Origin of the sequence: uncultured Thiocystis sp., from assembly GCF_903866365.1 — a bacterium.
In the GTDB taxonomy this organism is placed as follows: Bacteria; Pseudomonadota; Gammaproteobacteria; order Chromatiales; family Chromatiaceae; genus Chromatium.
In genome coordinates this window covers 21,134-33,050 of record NZ_CAIPNF010000291.1, presented here as the reverse complement: position 1 = coordinate 33,050, position 11,917 = coordinate 21,134, and the positions used below count along the sequence as shown (strand labels likewise).

Below are 11,917 nucleotides of genomic sequence, written 5' to 3'. Positions count from 1 at the left end.
GTTTGTCGAGGTTATCGGGCCACCGCCCTCGACCCTCCTTCTGCTGCGCCTGCTTCCTATGACTAAGTTTATTTTTATTACCGGCGGTGTCGTCTCGTCGCTGGGCAAAGGCATTGCCTCGGCATCGCTCGGGGCCCTGCTCGAAGCCCGTGGACTGCGCGTGACGATGATCAAGCTCGATCCCTACATCAACGTCGATCCGGGCACCATGAGCCCGTTTCAGCACGGCGAGGTCTACGTGACCGACGACGGCGCCGAGACCGACCTGGATCTAGGCCACTACGAGCGCTTCCTGCGCACCCGCATGGGGCGCAACAACAACTTCACCACCGGCCAGATCTACGAGAGCGTCATCCGCCAGGAGCGCCGCGGCGATTATCTCGGCCGGACCGTGCAGGTGATCCCGCACATTACCGACGAGATCAAACAGAGTATCCGGCTTGGGGCCGAGGGCGCGGATATCGCCATGGTCGAGATGGGCGGCACCGTGGGCGACATCGAATCGCTACCCTTCCTGGAGGCGATCCGCCAGATGCGGGTGGAGGAGGGGCGCGAGAACGTGCTCTTCATGCACCTGACCCTGGTGCCTTATATCCGCACCGCCGGCGAGATCAAGACCAAACCGACCCAGCACTCGGTCAAGGAACTGCGTTCGATCGGTATCCAGCCCGACATCCTGCTGTGCCGCGCCGAGCAGGATCTGCCGAACGAAGAGCGGCGCAAGATCGCGCTCTTCACCAACGTTCCCGAGAACGCCGTCATCTCCGCCGTCGACGCCGATAACATCTACCGCATCCCGCGCCTGCTGCACGCCCAGAAGCTCGACGAACTAGCGGTGCGCCAGTTCCAGCTTGACGTGCCCGAGGCCGACCTCAGCGAGTGGGATCGGGTGCTGGACGGTTTCGACCATCCCACGCACCAGGTCCGCGTCGGCATGGTCGGCAAGTACATGCACCTCACCGAAGCCTATAAATCGCTGTCCGAGGCGCTCGCCCACGCCGGCGTGCATACCAGCACCAAGGTCGAGATTCTCTATCTGGATGCCGAGGAGATCGAGCAGCAGGGCACCGCCTGTCTCGCCGGACTGGATGCCATTCTGGTCCCCGGCGGGTTTGGCGAACGGGGCATCGAAGGCAAAATCCTGGCGGCCCAGTATGCCCGCGAACAGCGCATTCCCTATCTCGGCATCTGTCTCGGGATGCAGATCGCGGTGATCGAATATGCCCGTCATCTCGCCGGTCTGGAAGGCGCGCACAGCACCGAATTCGACCGCGCGACCCCGCATCCGGTGATCGCCATGATCACCGAATGGCGCGACGAAAAAGGCAAGATCGAGACGCGCGCCGAAGGTCAGGATCTGGGCGGCTCCATGCGACTGGGCGGTCAAAACTGCCGTCTCGAACCCGGCAGCCTGGCGCGCGCCGTCTATGGCATGCCCCAGGCCCGCGAGCGTCACCGTCATCGCTATGAATTCAACAACCGTTATCTCAATGCCATGAAGGATGCCGGGATGCGCTTTTCCGGCTGGTCGCTCGACAACAAATTGGTCGAAATCATCGAGATTCCGGATCACCCCTGGTTCATCGCCTGTCAGTTCCATCCCGAATTCACCTCGACCCCGCGCGACGGTCACCCGCTATTTTGCGGCTTCATCCGCGCGGCCCTGACCCAACACGAATTGACTGGAGATCAGGCCGCATGATGCGCTTGGCCAATTTCGAGGTCGGAATCGACCGCCCGCTCTTCCTGATCGCCGGTCCCTGCGTGATCGAGAGCGAGACACTGGCGGAAGAAACGGCGGGCGCGCTCAAGGAAATGACCGACGCGCTCGGCATCCCCTTTATCTATAAATCCTCGTTCGACAAGGCCAACCGTTCCTCGGTCGGCAGCTTTCGCGGGCCGGGTCTGGAGGAGGGATTGCGGATTCTCGAAGCGGTTCGCGAACGCATCGGCGTCCCGGTGCTGACCGATGTCCATGAGGACACGCCGCTCAACGAGGTCGCCGCCGTCGTCGACGTCCTCCAGACGCCGGCCTTTCTCTGTCGTCAGACCAACTTCATCCGTGCGGTCGCCAGTCAGGGCAAGCCGGTCAACCTCAAAAAAGGCCAGTTTCTCGCGCCCTGGGACATGCGCCATGTCGTCGACAAGGCGCGTTCGACGGGCAACCAGCAGATCATGGTCTGCGAGCGCGGGGCCTCCTTCGGGTACAACAATCTGATTTCGGACATGCGCGCGCTGGCCGTGATGCGCGAGACCGGCTGTCCGGTGGTCTTCGACGCCACCCATTCGGTGCAATTGCCGGGCGGGCAGGGGGATCGTTCGGGTGGACAGCGCGAATTCGTCCCCGTGCTGGCGCGGGCCGCCGTCGCCGCCGGAGTCGCCGGGCTGTTCATGGAGACCCACCCGCGCCCCGACGAGGCGCTGAGCGATGGGCCGAATGCTTGGCCACTGGGGCGGATGCGGGAGTTGCTGACGACGCTGGTTGAGCTTGATCGGGTGGTCAAGGCGGCGGGATTGGCTGAATCCTAACTTGACCCCATCAAGAGACGTCTTCCAGGTCGGCAGGTGTCAATTCCTGCGCCCCAGCAGCGCGCTCGCGATCCAGCGCATGGGATCGGCGCCGTCCGGCAGGATCTCGATGGCGGTCAGCGCCTCGCCGATCAGATCGGCCGCCATCTCCTTCGCCTCGGCCAGTCCGACCAGGGCCGGGTAGGTGGCCTTGTCGAGCGCCTGATCGCGCCCGGCGGTCTTGCCGATCAGGGCGGTGTCGCCCTCCACGTCGAGCACGTCGTCCTGGATCTGGAACGCCAGTCCGAGACACTTGGCGTACCGGTCCAGGCGCTCGGCGCGGTCCGCGTCGAGCGAGCCGTGGGCCAGGATACCCATCTGCACGGAGGCGCGAATCAGCGCGCCGGTCTTGTGGATGTGGATATGTTCGAGCATGGCGACATCGAGCGCCTTGCCCTCGGCCTCCAGATCCAGCGCCTGACCGCCGACCATGCCGCGCGAGCCGCTGGCGCGGGCCAGTTGCTCGACCATCGCGATCCGGATTTGCGCATCCAGTCCGGTGGCCTCTGCAAGCGCCTGAAAAGCCAGCGTCTGCAGCGCGTCACCGGCGAGGATGGCAGTGGCGTCGTCGAAGGCGCGGTGACAGGTGGGGCGTCCGCGGCGCAGGTCATCGTCGTCCATCGCCGGGAGATCGTCGTGGATCAGCGAGTAGGCGTGGATGAATTCCACCGCGCAGGCGGGACGGTCGAGCCGGGCGGGCTCGATGCCGAGCGCCTCGCCGGTCGCGTAGGTCAGCAGCGGACGGATGCGCTTGCCGCCGCCCAGCACCGAATAACGCATGGCCTCGTGCAGGCGCAGGGGCGGCACGCTGGCGCGCGGCAGAAGTTCGTCGAGCGCGGTTTCGAGACGCGCCTGACAGCGTGTCCGGTAGGTGTCCAGTTGGTTATGGGTCATGGGGCTCGAAAGGTTCTGGCTCGGCCTCGGGCCGGGCATCGGTGAGGATACGCACCCGCTGCTCGGCCGTGTCCAACGCCTGCTGGCAGACACGGGTGAGACCGATGCCGCGCTCGAAGGCCGCCAGCGAGTCCTCGAGTGTCATCTCACCCTTTTCCAGGGCATCGACAACGCTTTCCAACTCGTTCAGGGCCTGCTCGAAGGATGGCGGGGGCGGGGTGGCTGGTTTTTTCATCGGCTTCTGGATCGGGCTTTAGGCGGTACGGTAGCCTAGCTGGGTTGAGCGGTCAAACCAACACGGTCCAATCCAGGCAATCTGCCAGGGTAGCGGCTTTCAGGTTGCGTTTTGCGGAGGACGACCGATGCTTTTTTTCAATGCCTTGGGGCGGATCAGGTCCGAGATGCATTTTCGGCCAGCGCGCCAGGGCGAGTCCCAGCAGCGCAGCCATGAGGGGTGGCGGGTGCGGGCGGTGCGGTTGTGACCGGGACCGGGACCGAGACCGGGCGCCAGCCCGTTTGTTGTAGAGACAACGCAATGCCATGTCTCTAGGGTGGCCCAGGGAGCGGCCAGCGGATGCGCGCGGTACGGCTATCAATCCGAAACGTTACATAAAAGGAATGTGCTCTCCATGACCGGCAATTACGATGCCTCTGCCATTGAGGTCCTGATGGGCCTCGACCCGGTGCGCAAGCGCCCCGGAATGTATACCGATACGACCCGCCCCAATCATCTGGCCCAGGAGGTGATCGACAACAGCGTCGACGAGGCGCTGGCTGGCCACGCCCGCGCGATCTCGGTGGTGCTCCATGCCGACGGCTCGCTGGAAGTCAGCGACGACGGGCGCGGCATGCCGGTCGACATGCACCCGCAGGAAGGCTTGCCGGGGGTCGAGGTGATCCTGACCAAGCTGCACGCCGGCGGGAAGTTCAACACCGATAACTACCGTTTCTCGGGCGGTCTGCATGGCGTGGGCGTTTCGGTGGTCAACGCGCTCTCGCAAACGCTGGAGGTGTGGGTCAAGCGTGGCGGTCATGAATATCGCATGACCTTCGCGGGCGGCGTCAAGACCAGCGATCTGAGTCAGATCGGCACGGCGCCACGCGGCAAGACCGGTACCCGGCTGCGCTTCTGGCCCGATCCCAGGTATTTCGATACGCCCAAATTCGCCATCCGTCCGCTGGTCCATCTGTTGCGGGCCAAGGCGGTGCTCTGTCCGGGGCTGGAGGTGCGCTTTCTCGACGCGGCGAGCGGCGAGGAGCAGGTCTGGTGTTACCGCGACGGTCTCAAGGATTATCTGACCCAGGAACTGAACGGGGCCGAGACGGTCCCGGCAGAGCCCTTCATTGGGGATATGACGGGAACCAACGAAGCAGCGAGCTGGGCGCTGGCCTGGTTGCCGGAACCGCTCAGGGCGGGCGGCGGCGAGCCGGTCGCCGAAAGCTATGTCAATCTGATCCCGACCGTGCAGGGCGGCACCCATGTCAACGGGTTGCGCTCCGGGCTGACCGAGGCGGTGCGCGAGTTCTGCGAGTTTCGTAACCTGCTGCCGCGCGGGGTCAAGCTGGCGCCGGAGGATGTCTGGAGCCGGGTCAGCTATATCCTCTCGGTGAAGCTGATCGAGCCGCAATTTTCGGGGCAGACCAAGGAACGGCTGTCCTCGCGCGAGTGCGCGGCCTTCGTCTCCGGCGTGGTCAAGGACTCCTTCAGTCTCTGGCTGAATCAGCACGTAGGGGAAGGCGAGCGGATCGCCGAACTGGCCATCGGCGCGGCTCAGACGCGGTTGCGCGCCGGGCGCACCGTGACGCGGAAGAAGATCACCCAGGGACCGGCACTGCCCGGCAAGCTGGCCGACTGCACCGCGACCGATCCCGAGCGCGGCGAGCTGTTTCTGGTCGAGGGCGACTCGGCCGGCGGCTCGGCCAAGCAGGCGCGCGACCGCGAGTTTCAGGCCATCCTGCCGCTGCGGGGCAAGATCCTCAACACCTGGGAGGTCGATGCCAGCGAGGTGCTGGGCTCGCAGGAGGTGCATGACATCGCGGTCGCCATCGGCGTCGATCCAGGCATCGACGATCTCAGCCGGCTGCGTTTCGGCAAGGTCTGCATCCTGGCCGACGCGGATTCTGACGGCGCGCATATCGCGACCCTGCTGTGCGCGCTCTTTTTGCGTCATTTCCGGCGTCTGGTGGCCGAGGGGCATGTCTATGTCGCCATGCCGCCGCTGTACCGGATTGACGTGGGCAAACAGGTTTATTATGCCCTGGACGACGACGAAAAACGCGGAGTGCTCGACCGCATCGCGGCCGAGAAGGTCAAGGGCAAGGTCAATGTCCAGCGTTTCAAGGGGCTGGGCGAGATGAACCCGTCCCAACTGCGCGAGACCACCATTCATCCCGACACCCGGCGCCTGGTGCAGCTCACGATCGAAGCCGATGACGACAGCGATAACCTGCTCGACATGCTGCTGGCCAAAAAGCGCGCCGCCGACCGCCGCGGCTGGTTGCAGGAAAAAGGCGATCTGGCGGAAATTTAAAACGACTGGAGTTGATCACAATGCCCCCATTCCGTTACGGACACGCGGCGAACGCCGACTGGACCCAGGCCGCCGCGGCCTGTCTGACTCAGATCGGCCAGGTTCCGGAGCAGGCGAATCTTGGCTTTCTCTATGTGTCCGACGAATTCGCCGACGAGCTGGACGATCTGCTGGACTGGTTGCGCCACGCCACCGGCGTGCAACAGTGGGTCGGCAGCGTCGGCATCGGGATCTGCGCGACGGGGGTCGAATATTATGAACAACCCGCGATCGCCGTCATGCTGGGCGAGTTCCCGGCGGATGCCTTCCGCGTCTTCCCGAGCCTGATCAAAGATTTCGACGCGTTCGATGTCAGTCATGGCGATTGGATCCAGGCCCATCCTCCCTATCTGGGTCTGATCCACGGCGATCCGGCGAACGAACGCATCGAGTCACTGATCCAGCAACTCGCCCAGCGCACCACGTCCGGTTTTCTGGTGGGCGGTCTGACCAGTTCGCGCGGCTCGGCGGTCGGCATCGCCAATACCCTCACCGAGGGCGGACTGTCGGGCGTGCTGTTTTCCGACCAGGTCGCGCTGATGACCCGTCTGAGTCAGGGCTGTTCGCCGATCGGTCCGCATCGCACCATCACCGAGGCCCAGCGCAATATCCTGATCAAACTTGACGGACAGCCCGCGCTGGAGAAGTTCAAAGAGGATATCGGCGAGACCCTGGCCCAGGATCTGGGCAGTCTCGGCGGTTACATCTTCGCCGGTCTGCCGATCCCGGGTTCGGATACTGGCGATTATCTGGTCCGCAATCTAATCGGCATCGACCCCGATCACGGCTTGCTGGCCATCGGAGACAGGGTCGAATCCGGGCGAGAGATCATGTTCTGTCGGCGCGACGCCGAAACGGCCAGGGACGACCTGGATCGCATGCTGCGAGCCCTCCGGCAGCGCCTGTCTCGTCCGCCGAGGGGCGGTATTTATATTTCCTGCTTGGGGCGCGGCGTCAATCTATTCGGCCCCGATTCCGCCGAACTCAAGCAGATTCAGGACACGCTCGGCGATTTCCCGCTTGTCGGTTTTTACGCCAATGGCGAGATTTCGCAAGATCGCGTGTACGGGTATACGGGTGTCTTGACCTTGTTCGCTGACTAAATTTCTTTCTTTCCAAAAAGAGCAGGTCAGGCATGAATGGACTGACAAATCCACTGCTGTTGCTGGTTGCCCTCTTGCTGGCGTCATGATGTTGGGCATCATGCGCTTTGCCGTTAATCACCGTGTCGATCGGTCAGCCCAGTGAGCTGCCAGAGCCGGCCCAGCTCTGCTCGCAGGGATGCGACTTCAGCTTCCAGCGCCTCGATCCGGTTGCCTTGACCCGCAAGGACCGCTGGCGATCCCGTTTTTGGTTCGACGCTGGCGGATTCCTCGGTCTTTGGCGGACCGCACAACAGATGCGCGTAGCGTTCCTCGCGCTTGCCGAGCGATCTCGGCAATTCGACGACCAGGGCATGATCTCTGGTTGCCATGCCCCGCAGGATTGACGAAACCTGATTCAAGTCCGCGAATTCCGCCAGGCGTGCCGTGTTGGTGCGCAATTCGCCGAGCGTTTGCGGCCCGCGGAGCATCAGCACGCACAACAACGCCTGTTCCTGACGACTGAGGAAGAAGGTGCCGACCATCTTATGATCGAAGCGTTCGGAGCGCCCCGAGAGACTGGCGTGGATCAGACCGCGGTCGCGTAACCGGTTGACTGCATGCCCGACCTCGGCCGGTGTCAGGTTCATCGCGGGGTGACGGGCGCTCTTCTGGTTGCAGGCGCTCACCAGGCTGTTCAGAGTCAACGGGTACTGATCCGGCGTTGTGCGCTGTTTCTCCATCAGGCAGCCAATGATGCGCGCCTCCGCTGGATTCAGCAGCGCGTCGGGAGCATCGGCATCTTCGTTGGGGGGCATGGTCGTTTCCTTCTCTCTGACGATGCGTTTAAGCAAATGTGTTGACAGCTCAATCGTCAAGTGTTCAATGCGTGAAATCCGCTTGCTCTAGCTGGCGGTAAACTGCGTCGAAGGTTGCGATTGCGCCGTCGATGACCTCGTCTGGCAGCAGTGTTCCGTCGGCGGAGAGAGTATCCAGCGTTTCGGAAAAATGCTTCCAGTGGGCGGATGTTTGTTCGCCATGGAAGTTGAGAAAGGACGCAGAGCCAAGTTCGGCCCCCAGGATTCGACGTAAATGTCTGGCAATCGTCCGTCCGCCAAGGGTCGCGCCTTCCAAAACATAGATGCCGCCAACGATGCCGCTGGTGCCGCGTGTCTCGAAGACGTTTGATATCCCCTGGTCCCGTTCGGTGATCGGCACAGGCGAATGACCGACTTGCTCTTCCAGGTCGCGAAGCAACATGGGCAACTTAGGACGTATCCTTAAATGCTCACGCAGGGCATCGTCTAGTCCCTTGTACAAAGCCGTTTCCACGATGACATAGATGCCGGCGAGGATATCGAGATAGTGCCGATAGTCGTCCTGGGTTACCTCCTGAGAGGTCAGGCGGAGCATGACTGGCAATCGCTCGACTGCCGTATGCGCATCAGCCGTGGCTCCACGCAATTTTACAGCCAGGCTAACCTTTGATTTATGTTGCAAAGGATCGCTGTTTCGGTCGAAATTAGACATCTGCTAGTCCTTAAATCAGTCATAGCTAACGCATTTGGCATTTCAAGATCACGGATCGTCTAAATTGGCGACTGCCAGACGGTGCTTCCGGAGAGAATCATCACGATAATCTTCAATCTCATCGGGATCTCTCGTCATGGAGCCAAGTGCAAGTGTGCTAGAATTTTCCGATGTTCGGGAGCAGACCGCGAGTCAATTTTAGCGAGCCGATGAGGATAGATGTTGCGATGTCCAAGCCTGATAAGGGAAATCTTCCTTTCGAACCACCAATGCTGATTGCGGGGTCGAGTCGCAGCGGGACAACATGGGTGCTTGATGTTCTTGCAACCACGCATGAGTTGCGGCCGATCTTCGAGCCACTTCATCCCGGCGCCGTGAAAGATGCGCAACGCTATGCTTGGAAGTACGTGCCTCAGGACTCCGATCTCCCAGGCATGGAGGAGTTTTTTCTTCGCGTATTTTCGGGAGATCTGTCGACCTTGTGGACAGATTTTCGTGTGCCTCCGCGCGATATCTTTCCCAGGCTTTCCACGCTCGACCGACTGGACGCATTCAAGAAGTTGCTCAAAGAGTGGCAGCGCGCACTGAATCAGTATAGAACATGCCGAACGTGGCGTTCAAGAAACCCTGTTATTGTAAAGTGTATTCGTGCAAATTTATTGCTTGGCTGGTTGGCGAGCAGGTTTAACGCGAAAGTGTTGCTGTTAGTGAGGCATCCTGGTGCTGTCGTGGAATCGAAACTTCGTCTCGGCGGATTCTCATGGGATCCGTCTAGAGTCATAAGCGCTTATCGAAACGATGAGAACCTGTTTCGTTTGAATAATGGGCAATATACTGAGCTTTTGAGTCAAGACCTTACGAATGCTCAGGCGCACACATTGATATGGTGTATCGAAAACCAACTGCCACTCTCCGATGCGGAAAAAAATGGTTATCTAACCGTATATTATGAAGATCTTGTCGACGAAGGAGTTCCAGAGTGGGATCGAATCAGTCGGTTTTTTGATTTGAAGCCTGTCGAATGGGACAGGGAGTTATTTTCGAGTCCGTCGCAGCAGGCTTCGCCAGATTGGCGAAATGCATCGAAAAGAGTACATGTGCACAGCAAATGGCTTGATCGGATTGCTCCGCGGGATTTGCGTGATGTCGATGAAATACTTAAAGTGACTGGTGTGACGAACTACGATGCTTATACGCCTTCGCCTAAAAAATATCTGTCGACCTGACTCTCTGGAGATCATTCATTAATTTTCTGCCGAGGATTCTCGATTGTCAATGCGAATGCTTCCAGTGGACGTAGGAAATTCTTTGCGGAATGACTACAAACTAATCCTTTATAAAGGCACCGACGATCTTGCTCCCCTGTTTGATGCTTGGCGTGAAATTGTCGCTGGCTTAGATTGTGCTTCTTTTATTCAGTCGCCCGATTGGATAGGCGCCTTTCTAAAGACTGGTCCAATTGCATATGAAAATTTTTTTGCGATATTGATCACCAATAAATATAATATTCCAGTCGGTGTTTTTCCTCTCGAATATATAAAGCAAAAGAAATTCGGTTTGAGTCTTGGCGTCTGGAGTGTATTCAGACCGAATGATGATATGGGGCTGAGTGATTTTATATTCGCTCAAAATCCGCAAAATCGGGTTTTACTGGATTTGATGATTGGCTATCTGCAAGAGTCTAGTCCTAGATCTTTCGATCTGATCCTTCTGCGAAACGCGGCGGAAGACAGTGCGATCGCATATGCAATGCATCTTTGCAAGCCTGCGATGCGCATTACTGCCTACCACCATGACAGTAAATTTATTCGATGTAAAAATAGCTACGAAGAATCGACCTCCGGTCTTACGACTAAGTATCGACGTAACAATCGAAGAAAATTAAAAAATCTGCAACAATTAGGGACGGTAAATTTTTCATCTGCCTGCAACTTTCCAGATCTGAAATCAGCATTTGACGACTTTGTCGATACAGAAGCTTCAAGTTGGAAAGGTCGCGCTGGCACCGCGCTTCGATACGACGATGCGCGGCGAAAATTTTATGAAGAGTTGCTCGTCAGGTTTGGCGCGGCCGGCCAATGTGTGATCGATGTCCTGACCCTTGACGGGAAACCCATTGCCGCACAGTTCGCGATTATTTCTGGAGCGACTTACAATCTATTAAAAATTGGCTATGATAGTGCTTTTAGTGCGCACAGCCCAGGAGTGCTTCTTCTGGATTGGACCTTGCGAGAATACTCTGGACATCCTACGATACGACAGATAAGTTTTGTCACTGGGGCTCGCTGGAACGACGATTGGGCGCCTTCTAAACTGGCCGTCTTCGATCACTATTTGTACAGGCCGACAGCAAAAGGCGTAGTTGTTTTTGTTATCGAGAAGCTAAAACAGAGAGTCAGACCACTCTATCAGCGCTATCTTGAATCAAAAATAACAAGGGTTGACTGACAGGCTGAATGAGTAATCGGTAAGCATGCTGTGTCTTAGTGGTATATAAATTTGCCACATGAAATATCGTTTAAAGTGTATGTGCATGCAGTTATTGAAATTCATTGACTTGCATACAAGCGCGTTAAGGCAAAAACCAGGAATTGCGGGGGTATCTGTGCTAACCACTTTAAAGAAAACTGGAATAATGGTTGTTGCTTGGATCATGCTTCCAGGCATGATAATGGTAAATCTGCACGCCGCGGAGCTAGGTGCGGTCGATGCTGGATACAAACTTCGCGCCGGTGATATTGTGAACGTGTCAGTTTGGCAGGAGCCTGGCCTGGAACAATTAGTGCTGGTCCGTCCGGACGGGGGGATCTCGTTTCCCCTTGCTGGAGATTTGAAGGCTGAAGGATTGACCGTCGACGAATTAGGGAGAAGCCTCAAGTCTAAGCTGACGCGATATATTCCCGATCCAGTCGTTACGGTCACGCTTCAGGAAATTCCAGGAAATCGCGTCTATGTGGTTGGACGCGTCAACAAACCAGGTGATTTCCCGATTATTTCGCGCGATTTAACTGTGATGCAGGCAATTTCGATTGCAGGTGGACTATCGCCATTTGCGAAAGAAAATAAGATCAGAATTTTGCGTCAAGTTGATGGCAAGGAACAATCGTTTCCTTTCGATTACAAGCAGGCTATTCGTGGCGAAGGGTTGTCACAAAATATCAGGCTGCAACCCGGTGATGTCGTCGTTGTGCCTTAAATCGCAATGGACAAGAATCATATAAAAAATACCCCTCTACGGTCTCGGCCAAGCGTCACGGTACCCTTGGTACTAGG

Annotated in this window: 12 protein-coding genes; 7 read left to right on the top strand and 5 right to left on the bottom strand. The window is 58.5% G+C overall.

The window, feature by feature from the left end; translation table 11 throughout:
- Nucleotides 1-58 precede the first annotated feature (58 nt).
- Both QZY07_RS16535 and kdsA read left to right on the top strand, forming a co-directional pair.
- Nucleotides 59-1,702 (top strand): CTP synthase, encoded by a 1,644-nt coding sequence (locus tag QZY07_RS16535; protein WP_295405106.1) that lies wholly within the window; start codon nt 59-61, stop codon nt 1,700-1,702.
- A complete protein-coding gene (kdsA, locus tag QZY07_RS16530; protein ID WP_295405104.1) occupies nt 1,699-2,529 on the top strand; it encodes a 3-deoxy-8-phosphooctulonate synthase in 831 nt (276 codons plus the stop codon). Before QZY07_RS16535 ends, kdsA begins: the two co-directional genes overlap by 4 nt.
- A 39-nt stretch (nt 2,530-2,568) precedes the next feature.
- Here kdsA and ispA read toward each other — a convergent pair whose 3' ends face one another.
- The 3 genes from ispA to QZY07_RS16515 are packed head-to-tail and all read right to left on the bottom strand — an operon-like array spanning nt 2,569 to nt 3,911.
- The gene (gene ispA / locus QZY07_RS16525) at nt 2,569-3,462 is read right to left on the bottom strand and encodes a (2E,6E)-farnesyl diphosphate synthase (protein WP_295405103.1); all 894 of its coding nucleotides are present in this window, start codon (nt 3,460-3,462) and stop codon (nt 2,569-2,571) included.
- Nucleotides 3,452-3,697, bottom strand: coding sequence for an exodeoxyribonuclease VII small subunit (locus QZY07_RS16520; protein ID WP_201096067.1), 246 nt, complete (start codon nt 3,695-3,697; stop codon nt 3,452-3,454). Before QZY07_RS16520 ends, ispA begins: the two co-directional genes overlap by 11 nt.
- A 52-nt stretch (nt 3,698-3,749) precedes the next feature.
- Nucleotides 3,750-3,911, bottom strand: coding sequence for a hypothetical protein (locus QZY07_RS16515; protein WP_295405100.1), 162 nt, complete (start codon nt 3,909-3,911; stop codon nt 3,750-3,752).
- A 180-nt stretch (nt 3,912-4,091) separates the two neighbouring features.
- Between QZY07_RS16515 and parE the strand changes: the two genes are divergently transcribed.
- Both parE and QZY07_RS16505 read left to right on the top strand, forming a co-directional pair.
- Nucleotides 4,092-5,993 carry a DNA topoisomerase IV subunit B gene (gene parE, locus QZY07_RS16510; RefSeq protein ID WP_295405098.1) on the top strand — a complete coding sequence of 634 codons (1,902 nt, stop codon included), beginning with the start codon at nt 4,092-4,094 and terminating at the stop codon, nt 5,991-5,993.
- 20 nt (nt 5,994-6,013) lie between these two features.
- Nucleotides 6,014-7,135, top strand: a complete 1,122-nt coding sequence (locus QZY07_RS16505; RefSeq protein ID WP_295405096.1) for an FIST N-terminal domain-containing protein — start codon at nt 6,014-6,016, stop codon at nt 7,133-7,135.
- Between the two features lie 113 nt (nt 7,136-7,248).
- Here the strand turns inward: QZY07_RS16505 and QZY07_RS16500 are convergent, their stop codons facing one another.
- Together QZY07_RS16500 and QZY07_RS16495 are read right to left on the bottom strand one after the other, a co-directional pair.
- Nucleotides 7,249-7,932: a YceH family protein gene (locus QZY07_RS16500; RefSeq protein ID WP_295405094.1), complete on the bottom strand. Its 684-nt coding sequence runs from the start codon at nt 7,930-7,932 to the stop codon at nt 7,249-7,251.
- A gap of 64 nt (nt 7,933-7,996) precedes the next feature.
- Nucleotides 7,997-8,644, bottom strand: a complete 648-nt coding sequence (locus QZY07_RS16495; protein ID WP_295405091.1) for a biliverdin-producing heme oxygenase — start codon at nt 8,642-8,644, stop codon at nt 7,997-7,999.
- A 227-nt stretch (nt 8,645-8,871) separates the two neighbouring features.
- Here QZY07_RS16495 and QZY07_RS16490 point away from each other — a divergent pair, with 227 nt between their 5' ends.
- The 3 genes from QZY07_RS16490 to QZY07_RS16480 all read left to right on the top strand — a co-directional run bounded on the left by QZY07_RS16490 (nt 8,872) and on the right by QZY07_RS16480 (nt 11,840).
- On the top strand, nt 8,872-9,870 hold the full coding sequence (locus QZY07_RS16490) for a sulfotransferase (RefSeq protein ID WP_295405089.1): 999 nt from the start codon (nt 8,872-8,874) through the stop codon (nt 9,868-9,870).
- 55 nt (nt 9,871-9,925) lie between these two features.
- Nucleotides 9,926-11,092 carry a GNAT family N-acetyltransferase gene (locus tag QZY07_RS16485; protein WP_295405086.1) on the top strand — a complete coding sequence of 389 codons (1,167 nt, stop codon included), beginning with the start codon at nt 9,926-9,928 and terminating at the stop codon, nt 11,090-11,092.
- Nucleotides 11,093-11,177: 85 nt separating this feature from the next.
- A complete protein-coding gene (locus QZY07_RS16480; protein ID WP_295405083.1) occupies nt 11,178-11,840 on the top strand; it encodes a polysaccharide biosynthesis/export family protein in 663 nt (220 codons plus the stop codon).
- The last annotated feature ends 77 nt before the right edge of the window (nt 11,841-11,917 follow it).